An 18,103-nucleotide genomic window follows, 5' to 3' on the forward strand; every position below is an offset into this window, starting at 1 on the left:
TGGTAAACGAACTATGGCAACTTTTAAGATAACAGACGCACTCATTGAGCAAATACAACAGCTCATTGAAGAAAAGAAAAATAAAGAGTTAACAACGCTCTTAAGCGACTTGCACTATGCCGATATAGCTGAAGTTATTCACGAATTGGATATTGAGGAGGGTGTATATATCATTCGTCTTATTGATGCTCAGAAAACTTCAGATGTACTGACAGAGTTAGACGATGATTATCGCGATAAGATATTAGAGCACCTTTCGGCTAAAGAGATTGCTGATGAGATATTAGAGCTTGATACCGATGACGCGGTGGACATCATTTCTGAACTACCAGAAGAGCGAAAAACAGAGGTTATCTCGTATATAGAAGACGTAGAGCACGCTAAGGACATCGTCGATTTGCTGCGCTATGACGAGCATACGGCAGGGGGGTTAATGGCGAAAGAGTTAGTCAAGGTAAATGAGAATTGGAATGTGCTCAAGTGTGTGAAGGAGATGCGAGAGCAGGCAGCCAATGTTACACGGGTACATTCAATATATGTAGTAGATGATAATGATGTGCTAAAAGGGCGACTTTCACTTAAAGACCTACTTACTACTTCTACCCGCTCTGAGGTGAAAGATATTTATATCCCAAAAGTAGATTATGTATATGTTACTGATACCGCTGAAGAGGTTGCTCATATAATGAGTAAGTACGACCTCGAGGCAATACCGGTAGTAGATGAGATGAAACGCCTTGTAGGGCGCATTACCATTGATGACGTGGTAGACGTGATAAAAGAAGAGGCTGAAAAAGACTATCAATTAGCGGCCGGTATCACCCACGATGTAGAAGCTGACGACAGTGTGTGGAAACTTACTAAAGCGCGCTTACCTTGGTTGCTTATCGGTATGTTTGGCGGACTTGGAGCGGCGAGTATCATCAATGGATTTCAAGATACGATGAATATATACCCAATATTGCTGATATTCATTCCACTTATTCAGGCTACCGCAGGGAATGTAGGGGTACAATCTTCAGCGATAGTAGTACAAGGCTTAGCAAACAACTCAATTGATGGCGAGATTATCAAGCGATTACTAAAAGAGTTTCTCTTAGGGCTTATCAACGGAGGTACTATAGCGGGTATTGTGATATTAGTAAGCCATTTTGCTTTTAAAGCGGAGTACTTGGTAAGTATCACCGTAGCGATTGCCCTTGTAACAGTGATAGTAAATGCGGCAGTAATAGGTACTTTCATACCTATATTATTACACAAACGCGGTATAGACCCTGCGGTAGCAACAGGACCCTTTATCACTACCAGTAATGATGTTTTGGGTATTCTAATTTACTTCTTTATAGCGAAGTTAATATTAGGCTTTTAGTCTATAATAGTGAATAAATAAAAAAAAATGCAAGAAGCTATAAGGCCTCTCGCATCTTTTTTTATTGCTCATTAGTATTACTTTGTCCCATCAGCATAAGATAAGCTTTTAGAAAGTCATCTAATTCACCGTTCATTACACTATCAACATCAGTCGATTCGTAACCTGTGCGCACGTCTTTCACCAGCTTATAAGGGTGCATTACATAGTTGCGTATCTGCGAACCCCATTCTATTTTCATCTTTCCAGCTTCTATCTCATCACGCTTAGCTTGACGCTTTTTCAGCTCTATTTCGTATAACTGCGATTTAAGCAATTGCAGAGCTTTGTTTTTGTTGTCTAACTGACTACGTGTTTCTGAGTTTTCAATGATAATACCTGTAGGGTGGTGGCGTAGTCGTACGGCAGTTTCTACCTTGTTTACGTTCTGACCACCGGCACCACTCGAGCGCATTGTCTCAAAAGTAATATCAGCAGGATTGATTTCTATTTCAATAGTATCATCGGCTAACGGATATACATACACCGAAGCAAAAGAGGTATGCCGTTTAGCATTACTGTCGAAAGGTGAAATACGCACTAAGCGGTGAACACCATTTTCCCCTTTTAGGTAACCAAAAGCATATTCACCTTCAATCTCTATGGTTACAGTTTTTACTCCAGCAACATCGCCTTCTTGAAAATTGAGGGTTTTCACCTTATATTTTTGGTTGTTGCACCACATAGTGTACATGCGCAGCAACATCGATGCCCAGTCACAACTTTCAGTACCACCTGCTCCTGCTGTAATTTGTAGTACAGCACTCATAGCATCACCTTCGTCAGAGAGCATATTGCGGAACTCTAACGCCTCAATAGCGTGTAGAGCTTGGGTGTATTGCTGGTCTACCTCTTCGGCTGAGGCTTCCCCATCTTTCAAGAAGTCCAACATTACCTCTACGTCAGAGGTTAGGCTTTCGGCTTCTTCATAATCTTCCACCCACTTTTTCTTCACGCGCAGTTCGCGCATTATCTTCTCAGCTTCTTTAGCGTTATCCCAGAAGTCGGGAGCAAAGGTTTTTTCTTCTTCGTTGCTTATTTCTATACGTTTGGCATCTATGTCAAAGATACCTCCTTAACGCACCCAGGCGATTCATTAAGTCTTTTACTTGTTCGGTATTTGTCATACTTTTAATATCTCAGCTTCCTTAGCGGCTAATACTTCTTCTACTTTTTTGATGTATTTATCGGTGAGTTTTTGTACGCGTTCTTCAGCATCTTTCTTGATGTCATCAGAAGTTTCTACCTTTTTAATCTCTTTATTAGCTTCTTGGCGAGCGTTGCGTACACTTATTTTAGCATCTTCACCTTCGCCTTTAGCTTGCTTTACCAGCTCTTTACGGCGCTCTTCAGTCAATGGGGGAACGCTGATAATCACCATTTCACCGTTATTCATAGGGTTGAAGCCTAAGTTCGCTATCTGAATAGCTTTCTCTATAGGTTGAATCATTTTCTTTTCCCAAGGCTGTATAGTGATGGTGCGCGAGTCCGGAGCAGCTACGTTAGCTACTTGGCTCAGAGGCGTTTGAGCACCGTAGTAATCTACCATTACGCTGCCTAACATTTGCGGACTTGCTTTACCAGCACGAATGTTGCCCAAAGCCTTGTCTAAGTGTTGCAATGCCTCTTGCATCGCTTCTGAGGTACTGTCTAAGATGATATTAATCTCTTCGTTCATTGTATATTGTTTTATTTATTAGTATTAGTTTTATTAGATAATAACTTTTTAATTTTCATTTGTAGATTATTGTTCTTCTTATAAAAGAAGAAAATACCTACAATCAATAAAATTGTCAATAATGGTTGTATAATCACAAACAAATAGATGTTCACTGCTTCATAAGTAGTTCCAAAAGAATCTGCTAATAAATACAAGCCTTCCACTGCAAGGTCAAAACATCTATGTAATAGATTTTGTTCCATTAGTATTGTGCTTCTAATTCTTTAATAAAGCGCTTTTTCTCTCTGTATTGTATGTATTTAACTACAAAAAGTAGCAAAAGAGCAATATTTACCATAGGCATTAGAAAAATAAAGACAATAGCATTCACTTCTTTATAGGTAAACCCTGTGAAATTTGCCAATGATTGCATTACTTCACAACACCAATTGAATAATACTTCCATTAATCATTTTAATCATTAACCATTAACCATCAATCATTAACCATTAATCATTGTCCTTATTTCTTCTTGTATATTTCTTCAAAAGGCAGTCTAAAGCGTTCTCCCCTAACGCCTTGATCTTCACGCAGTCCGCAAGATACGAGCATATTCACTTCTGCTCCATAAGGCAGGTGTAATATCTTTTTTACGCGTCGGCTATCAAAGCCTTCTATAGGACAGGTGTCATAGCCTGCTTCTGCCATTGCCAGCATAAAGGTTTGCGCTACCAATCCGCAACTCTTGTGTACATTCACCCGCATATCACTTTCAGAAACGAGTTGCATCATAGGATGAAACCAACTGCTAACTACCCCCAAAGTCTTGCGCAAAAGACCCAAAAGACCAAAACACCTGCTAAAGAGAAAAGGCATCAGCTGGTTGTAAAACTTCTCTTGTTCCTTGATGCGCTTGGCTTGTTTCTCTGGTGGACTATTGCGCTGTATATTACCGCGTTCAAACTCTAGAACCTTCTTGGCGTGCAGACGGTGTTTGTCTTGTCGGGCAACGAATACTACCATTTGCTGTGCTGTAGTAGCCGTTTGCTGGTCAAGGCAAGCGTGTCCCAGTTTTTTGAGTAGTTCCTTATCGGTGATGTGATAAACTTCATACAACTGCATATTATACGTGGTAGGAGCCAGAGTAGCCAATTTAAGGCACTCCCGCACCTTCTCTTCACTAATAGGCGTAGGAGCGTAATAACGTATCGCCCTTCTAAAATCTAAAATGTCTTTTAACATATTGTTTATTTGTTGTTACTTGTTAGAGAATGATGAAAAACTCAGAGGGCTTGGAGTTTTATAAGGGGCTCCGAGTTACTTATCACTACACTTTGCCAAAGGTCGTAGCACGACAAGCAATTATAAACTCTGCCAAAGTTTATATCAAAATCTAACCATTAATCATTAACCATCAATCATTAACCATTAACCATCAATCATTAACCATCAATCATTAATCATTAACCATTAATCATTAACCATTAATCATTAACTACGGTTCCTACATTTTCCCCTGCTACTACTTTAGCGAGATTGCCTTTTTTGTTCATATCAAATACAATAATAGGCAAATGGTTCTCTTGGCTAAGAGTAAAAGCCGTCATATCCATTACTTTAAGGTTTTTATCAATACATTCATTGAAAGAGATATGGTCAAACTTCACAGCCTTAGGGTCTTTCTCAGGGTCAGCAGTATAGATACCATCTACACGAGTACCTTTCAGGATTACATCTGCATTGATTTCAATAGCGCGAAGTACAGCAGCCGAATCGGTTGTAAAATAAGGATTACCAGTTCCTGCCCCAAAGATAACCACGCGTCCTTTTTCTAAGTGACGTACAGCGCGACGTTTGATAAAAGGTTCGGCCATCGCTTCCATTTTAATAGCCGTTTGCAGACGAGTATAGATACCTTCGTCTTCTAAGGCACTTTGTAGGGCGAGCGAGTTGATAACAGTAGCGAGCATACCCATATAGTCGCCTTGTACTCTATCCATACCATTGCTAGCGCCAGCTACGCCGCGAAAAATATTGCCACCGCCGATAACGATAGCCACTTCAACTCCCATAGCTACCACCTCTTTTATTTCAGTGGCATACTCTTTTAGTCTAGCAGGGTCTATGCCGTATTGGCGACTTCCCATAAGGGCTTCCCCGCTGAGTTTGAGCAAAATACGTTTATATTTCATTTTCAATATAGCTTATTGGTTCTGTTTCAGATATAAGATTTTACAAAAGTAAGTAATTTTAATGAGAGTACCAAAAAAAAGTACAGCAACTTACAAAAACGCCCATTTTTTTCATTCCTCCCAATCCTCCCAGCCCACCCAATCTTCCCAGCCCACTCAATCTTCCCAGCCCACTCAATCTTCCCAGCCCACCCAATCTTCTCAGCCTTCTCAGCCTTCTCAGCCCTCCCACTTGTCTCACTTGTCCCACCTGTCTCACAATCGCCAGTGCGGCTCGCACTCCCGCCTGTCTCACTTGTCCCACTTGTCCCATTTGTCTCACTTGTCCCACTTGTCCCACCTGTCTCACCTGTCCCACTTGTCTCACCTGTCCCACCCGTCCCACTTGTCCCACTTGTCCCACAATCGCCAGTGCGGCTCGCACTCCCACCCGTCCCACTCGTCTCACCTGTCCCACAATCGCCAGTGCGGCTCGCACTCCCACCTGTTCCACTTGTCTCACTCGTCCCAGCCCACCCAATCCTCCCAGCCTTTTCAGCTCTTTCAGAAAAATTTTCTTCTATACCTTCCCTTTACCTTAGATATAGGAAGGATACAGCATCACCGAAGGATTACCGAAAGATGAGCGAAGCACAAACGTCTAATCACCGCCTAAAAACCAGAAAAATATCCTACACCAATCCTATTCATAATCTATTTCAAATTTCTCATTCCACCCAGCCTTCTCAGCCTTCCCAATCCTCCCATTAACTAGAAAAAGCACCTTGTTATTGCTGAAAAACTAACGACTAAAGCCTAAAACCTAATAACTAATGATAAAAAAGTTATTTTATTATCTATTGATAATGAGTGAATTATGATTTTTATTCAAAAAAAAATGAAAAAAAGTTGCCGAAAAATTTGCAGAATGAAAAAATCGTAGTACCTTTGCAACCGCAAAAGAGACAGAAAAGGAGTTCATAAAAATAAAGGAGAGGTGCCGGAGTGGTAACGGAGCAGATTGCTAATCTGTCGGCGGGTAACCGTCGCCTGGGTTCGAGTCCCAGTCTCTCCGCATCTTTTAGCAAAGACTGATAAATTCGGGGCGTAGCGTAGTCCGGTCATCGCGCCTGGTTTGGGACCAGGAGGTCGCAGGTTCGAATCCTGCCGCCCCGACAAAAATAAAATATTTCATTAATGTTTCCTTGTGAGTTGCATTATTGGAATATTTTTTTTGGAAAATGGTCACGTAGCTCAGCTGGATAGAGCATCTGCCTTCTAAGCAGACGGTCACAGGTTCGAATCCTGTCGTGATCACGAGAATTTGTTTCATTTTGTATTAAAATTTATGTTCGAAATAACGCAGAGCTTTTGCCCTGCGTTATTTTGTTTTAACCCAAATTCTACATCTCATATTCGCTGCTATACTCATAATTCAAAATTATTTCCTATCTTTGCCCTGCGCGGCACAATATTTGTATAAAGCAAAATACTGAAAAATTAATTAATATATGGAACAAAGAACTGCTGTTGATATCAGTAAAATAAACGAAAAAATCGAGAGGGAAAGCGCCTTTATCGATATACTTACTGCCGAAATGAATAAGGTTATCATTGGGCAAAAACATATGGTCAATGCCTTGCTTATCGGCTTGTTAGGCAAAGGGCATATCCTTTTAGAGGGCGTTCCTGGGTTGGCTAAAACCCTATCTATCAATACGCTGGCTAAGTCAGTGCACGGCTCTTTCAGTCGTATACAGTTTACCCCCGACTTACTGCCTGCCGATGTCATTGGTACAATGACCTACAACATCAAGCAAAATGAGTTTTCTATCAAAAAGGGACCTATCTTTGCTAACTTTGTATTGGCTGACGAGATAAACCGTGCTCCTGCTAAGGTACAATCAGCGCTGTTAGAGGCTATGCAAGAGCGTCAAGTAACTATAGGCGACTCTACTTTTAAGCTCGATACTCCTTTTATGGTTATGGCTACCCAAAACCCAGTGGAGCAAGAAGGTACGTATCCGCTACCTGAGGCGCAAGTAGACCGTTTTATGTTAAAAACAGTAATTGACTACCCTAAAATAGACGAAGAACAGCAGATTATGCGCGACAATCTAAGCAATAGCTATGCGGTGGTGAACCAAACAGTGAGTTTAGAGCAGATTACTAACGCACAGGCAGCTGTTAGAGAGGTATATATGGACGAGAAGATAGAAAAATATATTTTGGACATCATCTTTGCCACCCGTTATCCTGAAAAATACGGATTAGCAGACCTTAAGCCGCTTATCAGCTTTGGAGCTTCGCCACGTGGTAGTATCAATCTTGCTATGGCAGCTAAGTGCTATGCTTTTATCAAGCGTCGTGGTTATGTCATTCCTGAAGACGTACGTGCTGTAGTATTCGATGTGCTTCGCCATCGTATAGGTATCACTTACGAAGCTGAGGCTGAGAATATTACCTCTGTAGAGATGGTACATAAAATCGTAAATACGATTGAAGTGCCTTAGTAATTAGCCGATTTGCTAATTAGCAAATTAGGGAGTGTAACAATTAAGAATATAGTATTATGAGGACGTTGCAAATATCTATTTCAGAACTTGAGTATCAGAAGTTTGGCATCAAAGAAGAGCGATTGCACTTTTCTGAGCTACTTGATATTATTAGTAGAGAAATTACTAAAATAGGATTACAACAAGTGGTAGAACTTTCAGAAAAATACGGACTTTCAGCAATGACAATGGACGATATTTCTGCTGAAGTAAAGGCTGTAAGAAATGAAAAGCGTAATTATTGATACGAATGTAATAGTTTCATCATTAATTCAAAAAAGCTATCCTTATTTGATTATTTTTGATTTATTCTTAGAAGGTAAAATTAGAATTTGTGTTTCTGATGAACTTATAGAAGAATATTTTGATGTATTATCTCGACCTAAATTTCAGAGATTTCCTGATTTTGCTAAAAAAGCAGAGCTTATTCTAACAGAAATAACAATGAAATCGGTAAAATATACTCCTGAAATAAAATTGGATATTATTTCTGACCAAGATGATAATATGATTTTAGAGTTAGCCTACGAGAGTAAAGCTGATTTTATTATAACAGGCAATACAAATGATTTTACTATTTCAGAATATTTGCATACTAAAATTGTAACTCCAAGAGAGTTTTGGGAATTAACCATTAACAATTTATCATTAAACAAAGGTAATCATCACTTTTTTGATTGACAGTATAGATTTTGGATACAAAAGAATTATTAAAAAAAGTACGCAAGATAGAGATTAAAACGCGAAAACTCTCCGATAATATTTTCGGAGGGGAGTACCACTCTACTTTCAAAGGGCGCGGTATGACCTTTAGCGAGGTACGTCCGTACCAGTTTGGCGATGATATTCGTATGATAGACTGGAACGTTACGGCACGCTATAATGAGCCTTTCGTGAAAGTATTTGAAGAGGAACGCGAACTGACCCTTATGCTAATGGTAGATGTGAGTGGTAGCGAACTTTTTGGTACACAACAGCAGTTTAAGAGCGAAATTATCACCGAAATAGCAGCTACTTTAGCATTTTCGGCATTACAAAACAATGATAAAACAGGTTTGATACTCTTTTCAGACCAGATAGAATTGTTTATACCGCCTAAAAAAGGAAAATCTCACGTGCTGCGCATCATCAGAGAGCTTATAGAGTTTGAACCTAAGAGTTTTAAGACCAATATAGGCGAGGCTTTTCAGTTCCTCAGTAGGGTGATGAAGAAAAAAGCTATTGTATTTATGCTTTCTGACTTTATCGATAAAGGGTATGAGAAGCCTATACAGATAGCGGCTAAAAAGCATGATATTACCGGCATTCGCATCTATGATCAAAAGGAAACGGAGTTGCCTAATTTGGGCTATATAATGGTGAAAGATGCCGAAACAGGTGGTCTTATGCGGGTAAATACAGCTTCTTCGGCAGTGCGCAAAGAGTATGCGCAGCAGTACCGCGATACGGTGAGCTACTTCGAGGGGCTTTGGCAGAAATCAGGAGCTGGGGTAGTGAATTGTCGTAATGACGAGAGTTATACGCAGAAACTATTAGGCTACTTTAAAAGGCGATGAGATAATTAGCAAATTAGTAAAGAAGATGAAGCGATTATTGTATTATACGTTTTTATTAGCTTTCCCAATGCTTTACGCCCAAGAGGTGAAGGTGGAAACTAATACGAAAAACATCAAAATAGGGGAACAAATACAGTATAAAGTGTCGGTAGAAACGCCTGCCGATACACCGGTATCTTTTCCTGAGGGACAGACATTTGCTCCTTTGGAAATGGTGAAAACTCGTGCAGCTGATACGTTGCGCGATGGCGGGAAGTACCGATTGGTAAAGGAGTACTACCTTACCCAGTTTGACGAAGGGAAGTACACCATTCCGTCTCAGAAAATACGCATCAATAATAAGGATTATTTTACCGATTCGCTATTGGTAGAGGTGCACACAGTGGCTATTGATACCCTCAAACAGCCCCTCTACGACATCAAACCTATACAAGAGGTTAAGAAACCTTTTACCTCGTATGGGTGGATACTTACAATTATTGCTGCAGTGTTATTGCTGTTGATAGTAGCTTTTGTTTATTTTGTGTTTATCCGCAAAAAGAAATTTCCTTTCTTGCAAACACAGAAAAAACTACCTCCTTTCGACCGTGCTATTCAAGATTTAAAAGAGCTACAAAACTCTAAATACCTGATACAATCGCAACACAAAGAATACTATACTCGTTTGACTGATATAGTGAAAGCCTACTTAGAAGAGGAGGTACATATACTTGCAAAAGAGAGTACTACTGATGAGTTATTGACCAAAATAAATCTACTACAAGAAAAAGGCAAACTAAACCTTAATCAGGAGACGATTACTAACCTTAAAAGGGTATTACAGACTGCCGATTTGGTGAAATTTGCTAAGAATAAACCCTCTGATGACAATGCTGAATACGACCGCGAAACCATCGAAAATGTAGTGATTAAAACTAAAGAAGCTATTCCGCTTGAACCTACTGACGAACAGGCTATCAATGAAGCAAGGCAGAAAGCATTAGCCCTCAAAAGGCAAAAACGAAAGAAACTCCTTATAAAAATAGGGGTGGGGATACTCCTTTTCTTCTTGCTCGGGGGAGTAGGATTGTATTTTGGCTATCGTACCCTTAAAAATTGGTTGTTTAATCCGTATGTGGCAGAGCTAAACGAAGGAAAATGGGTAACTAGTGATTATGGATATCCTATTACCGAGCTTACCACTCCGAAAGTGCTAATGCGCAAGCAGATAGTAGATATTACGGGCTTCAAACCTATTATTCACAGTCAGAGTACTTTCTATTTTGGTAGCCTTAACTCTGAGCTGTATATAATGACTAATATTATCACCTTTGTAAAGGAAACCGGAGGTAATAGTAGTGAGCGCGGTGATGGCAATATCTCTTTAGACCCGCAGTTGGTCAATGAGATAGTGCTCGCACAGCTCGACAAGGCTGGCGCTAAGAATATCACCACCTTGCAAGAGGAATACACAACCCCTGCAGGTGTAAAAGGAATGAAAGTATTTGGTGAAATGACACTGCCCGATAAAAACGGCAACCTTTTCAAAGCAAATTATGAGCTTTATAGCTTTACTGAAAATGGTGCCTTACAGCAGTTGCTCATTACCTATATAAATGATTTAAATGCAAAGGCTATTGCTAAGAGAGTAGTAAACTCAATTGCATTTAAAACAGAATAACACCTAAAATCGTTAATCAGATGTTTAAGAATATCATATTTGCCAATCCTGAGTTTTTCTGGCTGCTATTGCTTTTGCCACTAATGCTACTTTGGTATTGGTATTGGAATAAGAAATCACAAGCTAATGTTACTTTTTCGACTACCATAGCCTTCAAGAAGACGAAGAGTTGGAGCGATGCTCTTTACCACTTGCTTTTTGTGCTGCGTATGATAGCTATTGCGCTGATAGTAGTAGCCCTTGCTCGTCCACAGACGCATTCAGAGAATGCTAAGACCAAAATAACAGATGGTATTGATATAGTAATGGCGATTGATGTATCGGCTAGTATGTTGTCGCAAGACTTGAAGCCTAACCGCTTTGAGGCACTGAAGAAGGTAGCCTCGCAGTTTGTGAAAGACCGTCCTAATGACCGTATAGGTTTGGTAATTTACGCAGGCGAAAGCTATACTAAAACCCCTGTTACTACCGACAAATTGATTATACTAAATGCCCTTTCTGAAATCACTTATGGGCAGATAGAAGACGGTACCGCTATAGGTATGGGCTTGGCTACGGCTGTAAACCGACTTAAAGAAAGCAAGGCTAAGAGTAGGGTAATTATCCTATTAACTGATGGGGTGAACAATACCGGTTTTATAGACCCACAAACGGCAGCCGAGTTGGCAGCAGAATACGGCATCAAAGTCTATACGGTGGGGATAGGTACTAACGGAATGGCATTGTCGCCTTACGCCCTGAATGCCGATGGCAGCATCATATACCGTATGCAGCAGGTAGATATAGACGAGCCACTGATGAAGAAGATAGCCCAAGTGACTAAAGGACGTTATTTCCGCGCTACTAACAACCAGAAGTTGCAACAGATTTACGACGAGATTAACCAGATGGAAACTACTAAGATAGAAGAATTTAAATATACCGAAGTAGATGAGAAATTCAGATGGTGGGTGCTTGTAGCAGGACTCTTATTATTATTAGAGTTTGTTTTGAAACACACTTTACTTAGAAATGATATTTAAAAAAAGAGACTGTCAGAAATTAACTGACAGTCTCTTTTTTTATTAGCAAATTGGTAAATCGATTATAACAAGTGCTTTTGGGCGCGGTAAGAAGAGCGTACCAAAGCACCACTTTCTACGTGGCGGAATCCTAAGCTCATACCTATTTCTTTATACTTAGCAAATTGCTCAGGGGTAATAAAGGCTCTAACAGGCAAGTGTCGTTTAGAGGGTTGTAGATATTGCCCAATAGTTACGATGTCTACTTTAGCCTCTTTTAGGTCGTGTAAAGTTTCAATTACCTCTTCTTCTTTTTCACCTAATCCCAACATAATACCCGATTTGGTACGGTTAGCACCATTCTCTTTCAGATATTTTAATACTCCCAGACTACGATCGTATTTAGCTTGAATGCGCACTTCGCGAGTGAGGCGGCGTACTGTTTCCATATTGTGCGAGATAATCTCGGGGGCAGCCTCTAATATACGGTTAAGATTACGTTCTACTCCTTGAAAATCAGGGATAAGCGTTTCCATAGTAGTGTTAGGGTTCATACGGCGTACAGCTCTTACGGTTTCAGCCCAAATAATACTCCCCATATCTTTTAGGTCATCGCGGTCTACAGAGGTAAGTACTGCGTGCGAGATATTCATCAGCTTGATAGAGCGAGCCACCTTTTCAGGTTCTTCCCAGTCGAGGGTTTCAGGTCTACCCGTTTTCACTCCGCAGAAACCACAAGAGCGGGTACATATATTGCCGAGAATCATAAAAGTAGCGGTACCTTCGCCCCAGCACTCGCCCATATTAGGGCAACTGCCAGAAGTACAGATAGTGTGTAGGTTATATTTATCAACTACATTGCGCAGTTCAGTATATTTTTTGCCGGTGGGCAGCTTTACCCGAATCCATTTGGGTTTAGCTTGAGGAAATGCTTCAGTGGCTACGTGCTCTGAAGCAACAGTTTCTACATTCATTGTATTCTTGAAAATCTATAATTTTATTACAAAAGTAGTACTTTTTTGTCAATTGACAAAATTTTAATTACCAGAGGTCGATTAATTTTCGGTCATTCTTCGCTTATCGTTCGCTTATCGTTCGCTCATCCTTCGCCCATCCTATACGTAAGGTATACAGTATTGGCATTTAACTTTAGGTACATTTAAATCTCGCACTGTGCCATAGAGTTAAATGCAAATGCTGTGAATAATTTTTGCTTATTTCTGTATAAATCACTAACTTTGCGACTCCTGATTATAGTAATCGATGAACAGAAAAAAAACAACTAAAGATATGGTGCGGGCTTCAGTAGCGGAGTATCTTACTTTTGTGACAGCTACAGGTGAGAGCAATATACAAAGTCTCTATGCCGATGAAAACGTATGGCTTTCTCAGAAAATGATGGGATTGCTTTATGATGTAGATGTAAGAACGATTAATTATCATTTACAAAAAATATTCTCTGATAATGAGTTAGATGAAAAATCAGTTATCCAAGATTTTCGGATAACTGCTGATGATGGTAAGACGTACAATACTAAGCACTATAACCTATCGGCAATTATAGCGGTAGGGTACAAGGTAAATTCAGAAAGAGCAGTACAATTTCGCAAATGGGCAACGCAGATTATTCAAGAATTTACCATTAAGGGCTTTGCGATGGACGATGAGCGGCTAAAAAACGATGGTACGCTACTCGGGAAGAAGTATTTTGAAGAACAACTACAGCGCATACGCGAAATACGCCTGTCGGAACGCAAATTTTATCAGAAAATAACGGATATTTACACTACTTCTATCGATTATGACCCTAAATCGGCTAGCACACAGCGTTTTTTTGCTACTGTGCAAAACAAATTGCATTGGGCGATACACGGACATACTGCTGCAGAGGTGATTTATGTGCGCGCTGATGCTGAAAAAACTAATATGGGGCTTAGCACTTGGAAAGATGCGCCTAAAGGCAAGATATACCCTTTTGATGTAGTAGTGGCTAAAAACTACCTAACCGAGGACGAAATGGCGCAGCTACAACGTTTGGTATCGGCTTATTTGGATATGGCAGAAGATATGGCACTGCGACATATACCGATGACAATGAGCGATTGGGAGCAACGCTTGAATCGCTTTTTAGCATTTGCTGACCGCCAAGTATTGCAAGACGCAGGCAAAATAACCGCAGAAATAGCTCGTGCACACGCTCTTAGCGAGTTTGAGAAGTATCGCATTGTGCAAGATAGGCTTTTTGAATCAGATTTTGATAAATTTATAGAGAATAGTCTGCTAAGTTAAAAAATAGTTGTATATTTGTCGCAAAATTTTAGAAGTTATTATTATGGAAACACTTACTATTAAACCACCTAAAGGAGTTAGCCTAAGTGATGCAAAAATAGCTCTCGAACGACTTAATTTTGAAATAATAGATGATCAGGAGTATACCATTTCTGATGCTTATAGAAAAGAGTTGCACAATCGCTTAAGAGAATGGGAATTATCTCCAGAAACAGGAATATCTTTAGAAGATGCTAGAAAATTAGCATAGAGTTATAGAAAATAAATACAAAATTTAAAAAACATTTAAATCCTATTTAAAAGAAACAGAAAAACAATAACATAAAGACATAAATTAGCGTTTCGCTTTACGATTTTCCTCCTTATAGAAAACGACCAATTTTTTGTGTTAGGAAAAGTGAAGTGGAAATGCCTGCGTTATAAGCGTGGGCATTCCTTTTTACTTTGGCACACAGCCTTTGGTCGGGCTCTATAAGGGAAGTATGGGGAATGTACCCACGCTTTTTTGTGCTCTTATGTGAAAGACAAAGGCGGTATCTGAAAAGCCTATAAGAGAGTAAGAATAACAATTTAATTTTATCAAAAACAAATGAAAAAAGTAATTTTAATAGCAGTAGCAGTGCTGGGAGCACTAACTGTTAGCAGTTGTAGGAAAGAAACTGAGAAAATTATTGAAAGAGTAGAGGTGCAGAGAGGTAATCAAATTCTTTCAGGGATGGGAGCACCATCTGAAAATTTAGGAAACATAGGGGATTATTACCTTGATCTTTCTAATACTAATCTTTATGGTGCTAAAACAGCTCAAGGATGGGGAACGCCTATTAGTCTAAAAGGAATTCAAGGCGACAAGGGCGATACAGGAGCGAAAGGCGATAAGGGAGATACAGGAGCTAAAGGTGATAAAGGAGACACAGGGGCGAAAGGTGATAAAGGCGATACAGGAGCTAAAGGTGATAAAGGTGATACCGGAGCTAAAGGTGATAAAGGAGACACGGGAGCCAAAGGTGATAAAGGCGATACAGGAGCAAAGGGTGATAAAGGAGACACAGGAGCCAAAGGTGATAAAGGAGATGCTGGTACGAAAGGTAATGGTCAGAATGTTGGACAAAAAGGTGATAAAGGTGATAAAGGCGAGCAAGGCGTAGCAGGGAAAGATGGAACTAAAATATATGCAGGAGTAGGGGCTCCTACTAACATAGGTAAAGCTGGTGATTGGTATATTGATACTCTAAATAAGCGTCTTTATGGACCTAAATTGGAAGGCTCTTGGGGGACTTCTTATATAGAGTTAGGTAGTACTTTACCATCAGTTCCTATAAGAACAACAGATTATGAATTGAGTGCAGATAAGAAAACTCTTTTGAAATGGAAGAATGGAAGAACTACTTATATAGATATGAATTCTAATGAAGAATTAAAAGAAGTTAAATATATTGATAAAAATGCATTTTCCCTTTTCGCTCGAAATTTGATTTCTATAGTATTAGGGGATAAAATAGAACGTATCGGTAAAAATGCTTTTGCAGATTGTGAAAACATAATATCTGTAACCCTTCCTAATACATTATATACTATTGAAGAAAGAGCTTTTTTTGGTTGTAAATCATTGCAAAAAATAAATCTACCTAATAATTTAAAAAAAATTGAAGATGAGGCTTTTTCTCTATGTGAAGATTTAATGTCTATTACTATTCCTAGTGGTCTTACTTATATTGGTTCAGCCTTTCAATATTCAGCGATAACTTCTATCACAGTACCTAATAATGTGACAAAAATATCTTTAAATGATTGTGTTCATTTAAAATCAGCTACTCTTCCTAATACAATAACTGAATTCAGAGCAACAAGATGTTCTTCATTAGTATCTTTCATAATACCTAATAGTACTGATAAAATCTTAAATTCTGCTTTTGAAGATTGTTTTTCTCTGAAGTCTGTTGTGTTTCATAAAAATGTAAAAAGTATTGAAGAGAATGCCTTTTATGGTTGTAATTCCTTAACTTCTATTACTTTACCTTCAAGTATAACTAAAATAATGAATAACTCCTTTGCTAATTGTAAAAAACTAGAAACGATTACATTTGAAGGTACAAATCCTCCTATTCTGAAAAGTTATCCTTTTGATACACGATATTTGAAAAATATTTATGTTCCTGAAGGAAGTGAAGAAAAATACAAAAAAGCTGAAGGCTGGAGTAACTATATAGATTTGATAAAAGTAAAGCCTAATAAATAATTTCTGAAAAAAAACAAGATAATCGCAATACTTATTTTTATTAAGTATTGCGATTTCTGCTATAATAAACGGATAACAAATTTGCTAATTCATAATTGTTTTGTACCTTTGCACGATTGATTTTTTTGACCATAGAAAATGGAACAGATAAGCGTTTTTGATATGCTAAAAATAGGCGTAGGCCCCTCAAGTTCGCATACCTTAGGGCCGTGGCGAGCGGCTGAAGCCTTCGTAAAAGAACTAAGAGAAAAAAACTACTTGCTCAATACTAAGAAATTGTCGGTAGACCTCTATGGGTCGCTTTCGCTTACAGGAAAAGGACACGCTACTGACCTCGCAGTAATGTTAGGCCTTAGTGGGGCTGACCCTGAGTATGTGCCTATAGAGAGTTTAGATGTTATCATCACGGCTATTACTAATAACCAAGAACTGTATTTGGGCAATGAACTCATAGTGAAGTTTAATCCTAAAGAGGATATAGTATTCAACCGAAATTTCTTACCTTTTCACGCTAATGGTCTTACTTTTACGGCTTCGGGTGATGATTTTAACTATCAATCGACTTTTTACTCGGTAGGAGGAGGCTTTATTGTTAAAGAAAATGCTTGTGAAGAGGAGCAAACCAATAAAAAGAATGTTCCTTTCCCTTTTCCTATTGATAAAGCAGAGGAATTGTTGCATTATTGCAGTTCAGAGGGTAAGAAAATATCGGAAATAGTATATGAAAATGAAAAAGCACTCCGCACTGAAGAGGAAATAGACCACGAGCTGTTGCGCATCTGGAATACGATGTTAGAATGTACCTACATAGGTTGCCATACTGAGGGGGTACTGCCAGGGGGATTGCACGTGCGTCGCCGCGCTTATGACATTCACAAAAACCTGATAGGGGTGGTAACTTATGACAGTCCGAAGAGTTGGATAAACTCCATTAAAAAAACGGATATTAAGTTTAGAGAAATACTGAAGTGGGTGAGTTGTTTTTCATTGGCCGTAAATGAGGTAAATGCGTCGTTAGGGCGGGTGGTAACGGCTCCGACCAATGGTAGTGCGGGGGTAATACCTGCGGTGCTATTGTATTACATCACTATAGAAAATCAGCAGGCTACAGAGGATGCTATCAAGCAATTTTTATTAGTAGCGGGCGAGATAGGTAGTCTTTTCAAAAAAGGAGCTACCATTTCAGCAGCGATGGGTGGCTGTCAGGCAGAGATAGGGGTATCATCGGCTATGGCGGCTGGGGCACTATGCGAACTATTAGGCGGTACCCCAGAGCAGGTATTAATAGCTGCCGAGATAGCGATGGAGCACCATTTGGGACTGACCTGCGACCCTATAGGGGGCTTAGTACAGATACCCTGTATAGAGCGCAATGCTATGGGGGCCATAAAGGCTATTAACGCTGCCGAATTGGCGATGACAACTGACCCTAAAAACGCTAAAGTGCCTTTAGACAAGGTAATTAACACGATGTGGCAGACGGCTAAGGATATGAATTCGAAGTACAAAGAAACCTCAGAAGGAGGCTTGGCCGTAGCGGTAAATATTGCGGATTGCTAGGCGAAAG

19 protein-coding genes and 3 tRNA genes are annotated in these 18,103 nt (G+C 39.5%); 14 read left to right on the forward strand and 8 right to left on the reverse strand.

Annotation, left to right across the window (positions count from 1 at the left end):
* The first annotated feature begins 13 nt into the window (after positions 1-13).
* Positions 14-1,369, forward strand: coding sequence for a magnesium transporter (gene mgtE, locus FOC45_RS03860; RefSeq protein ID WP_009388895.1), 1,356 nt, complete (start codon positions 14-16; stop codon positions 1,367-1,369).
* Positions 1,370-1,430: 61 nt separating this feature from the next.
* Here mgtE and prfB read toward each other — a convergent pair.
* The 7 genes from prfB to FOC45_RS03895 all read right to left on the reverse strand — a co-directional run bounded on the left by prfB (position 1,431) and on the right by FOC45_RS03895 (position 5,753).
* Positions 1,431-2,535, reverse strand: a protein-coding gene (gene prfB / locus FOC45_RS03865) for a peptide chain release factor 2 (protein WP_155846594.1) whose coding sequence is annotated in 2 segments (ribosomal slippage) — positions 1,431-2,471 and positions 2,473-2,535 — 1,104 coding nt in all. Because the reading frame shifts where the segments join, the coding sequence is not laid out codon by codon here.
* Positions 2,532-3,086 carry a ribosome recycling factor gene (gene frr, locus FOC45_RS03870; RefSeq protein ID WP_009388897.1) on the reverse strand — a complete coding sequence of 185 codons (555 nt, stop codon included), beginning with the start codon at positions 3,084-3,086 and terminating at the stop codon, positions 2,532-2,534. The genes prfB and frr overlap by 4 nt, the downstream gene beginning before the upstream one ends.
* Positions 3,087-3,097: 11 nt before the next feature.
* Complete coding sequence (locus FOC45_RS03875; RefSeq protein ID WP_002678670.1) at positions 3,098-3,331, reverse strand: hypothetical protein; 234 nt, start codon at positions 3,329-3,331, stop codon at positions 3,098-3,100.
* On the reverse strand, positions 3,331-3,534 hold the full coding sequence (locus FOC45_RS03880) for a hypothetical protein (protein ID WP_009388898.1): 204 nt from the start codon (positions 3,532-3,534) through the stop codon (positions 3,331-3,333). The genes FOC45_RS03875 and FOC45_RS03880 overlap by 1 nt, the downstream gene beginning before the upstream one ends.
* 56 nt (positions 3,535-3,590) lie before the next feature.
* Entirely contained in the window at positions 3,591-4,310 is a 720-nt protein-coding gene (locus tag FOC45_RS03885; RefSeq protein ID WP_009388899.1) for a nitroreductase family protein, read from the reverse strand.
* Between the two features lie 242 nt (positions 4,311-4,552).
* A complete protein-coding gene (pyrH, locus tag FOC45_RS03890) occupies positions 4,553-5,260 on the reverse strand; it encodes a UMP kinase (RefSeq protein WP_009388900.1) in 708 nt (235 codons plus the stop codon).
* 58 nt (positions 5,261-5,318) lie between these two features.
* Positions 5,319-5,753, reverse strand: coding sequence for a hypothetical protein (locus tag FOC45_RS03895; RefSeq protein WP_196774067.1), 435 nt, complete (start codon positions 5,751-5,753; stop codon positions 5,319-5,321).
* Positions 5,754-6,230: 477 nt separating this feature from the next.
* On the opposite strand from FOC45_RS03895, the gene FOC45_RS03900 reads away from it, so the two are divergent.
* The 9 genes from FOC45_RS03900 (at position 6,231) to FOC45_RS03940 (ending at position 12,032) form a co-directional block, all read left to right on the forward strand.
* Positions 6,231-6,314: transfer RNA gene (locus FOC45_RS03900), tRNA-Ser, on the forward strand.
* A gap of 26 nt (positions 6,315-6,340) precedes the next feature.
* Positions 6,341-6,415, forward strand: a tRNA-Pro gene (locus FOC45_RS03905).
* A 67-nt stretch (positions 6,416-6,482) separates the two neighbouring features.
* Positions 6,483-6,556, forward strand: a tRNA-Arg gene (locus tag FOC45_RS03910).
* Between the two features lie 194 nt (positions 6,557-6,750).
* A complete protein-coding gene (locus FOC45_RS03915) occupies positions 6,751-7,752 on the forward strand; it encodes a MoxR family ATPase (protein WP_009388903.1) in 1,002 nt (333 codons plus the stop codon).
* 59 nt (positions 7,753-7,811) lie between these two features.
* Complete coding sequence (locus FOC45_RS03920) at positions 7,812-8,039, forward strand: hypothetical protein (RefSeq protein WP_009388904.1); 228 nt, start codon at positions 7,812-7,814, stop codon at positions 8,037-8,039.
* Complete coding sequence (locus FOC45_RS03925; protein ID WP_009388905.1) at positions 8,020-8,475, forward strand: putative toxin-antitoxin system toxin component, PIN family; 456 nt, start codon at positions 8,020-8,022, stop codon at positions 8,473-8,475. The genes FOC45_RS03920 and FOC45_RS03925 overlap by 20 nt, the downstream gene beginning before the upstream one ends.
* A gap of 11 nt (positions 8,476-8,486) precedes the next feature.
* Positions 8,487-9,350, forward strand: coding sequence for a DUF58 domain-containing protein (locus tag FOC45_RS03930; RefSeq protein WP_009388906.1), 864 nt, complete (start codon positions 8,487-8,489; stop codon positions 9,348-9,350).
* A gap of 25 nt (positions 9,351-9,375) precedes the next feature.
* Entirely contained in the window at positions 9,376-11,010 is a 1,635-nt protein-coding gene (locus tag FOC45_RS03935) for a BatD family protein (RefSeq protein WP_009388907.1), read from the forward strand.
* 20 nt (positions 11,011-11,030) lie between these two features.
* Positions 11,031-12,032, forward strand: coding sequence for a VWA domain-containing protein (locus FOC45_RS03940; RefSeq protein WP_009388908.1), 1,002 nt, complete (start codon positions 11,031-11,033; stop codon positions 12,030-12,032).
* Positions 12,033-12,094: 62 nt separating this feature from the next.
* Here FOC45_RS03940 and lipA read toward each other — a convergent pair whose 3' ends face one another.
* Entirely contained in the window at positions 12,095-12,985 is an 891-nt protein-coding gene (lipA, locus tag FOC45_RS03945) for a lipoyl synthase (RefSeq protein ID WP_009388909.1), read from the reverse strand.
* Between the two features lie 289 nt (positions 12,986-13,274).
* Here lipA and FOC45_RS03950 point away from each other — a divergent pair, with 289 nt between their 5' ends.
* From FOC45_RS03950 to FOC45_RS03965, 4 genes are all read left to right on the forward strand, one after another.
* Positions 13,275-14,300 (forward strand): virulence RhuM family protein, encoded by a 1,026-nt coding sequence (locus FOC45_RS03950; RefSeq protein ID WP_009388910.1) that lies wholly within the window; start codon positions 13,275-13,277, stop codon positions 14,298-14,300.
* Positions 14,301-14,343: 43 nt separating this feature from the next.
* Positions 14,344-14,550, forward strand: a complete 207-nt coding sequence (locus FOC45_RS03955; protein ID WP_009388911.1) for a hypothetical protein — start codon at positions 14,344-14,346, stop codon at positions 14,548-14,550.
* A gap of 339 nt (positions 14,551-14,889) precedes the next feature.
* Positions 14,890-16,536: a leucine-rich repeat protein gene (locus FOC45_RS03960; protein WP_009388912.1), complete on the forward strand. Its 1,647-nt coding sequence runs from the start codon at positions 14,890-14,892 to the stop codon at positions 16,534-16,536.
* Between the two features lie 138 nt (positions 16,537-16,674).
* The gene (locus tag FOC45_RS03965; protein ID WP_009388913.1) at positions 16,675-18,096 is read left to right on the forward strand and encodes an L-serine ammonia-lyase; all 1,422 of its coding nucleotides are present in this window, start codon (positions 16,675-16,677) and stop codon (positions 18,094-18,096) included.
* Positions 18,097-18,103 lie beyond the last annotated feature (7 nt).

This window comes from Capnocytophaga sp. FDAARGOS_737, from assembly GCF_009730375.1.
Classification (GTDB): domain Bacteria; phylum Bacteroidota; class Bacteroidia; order Flavobacteriales; family Flavobacteriaceae; genus Capnocytophaga; species Capnocytophaga leadbetteri.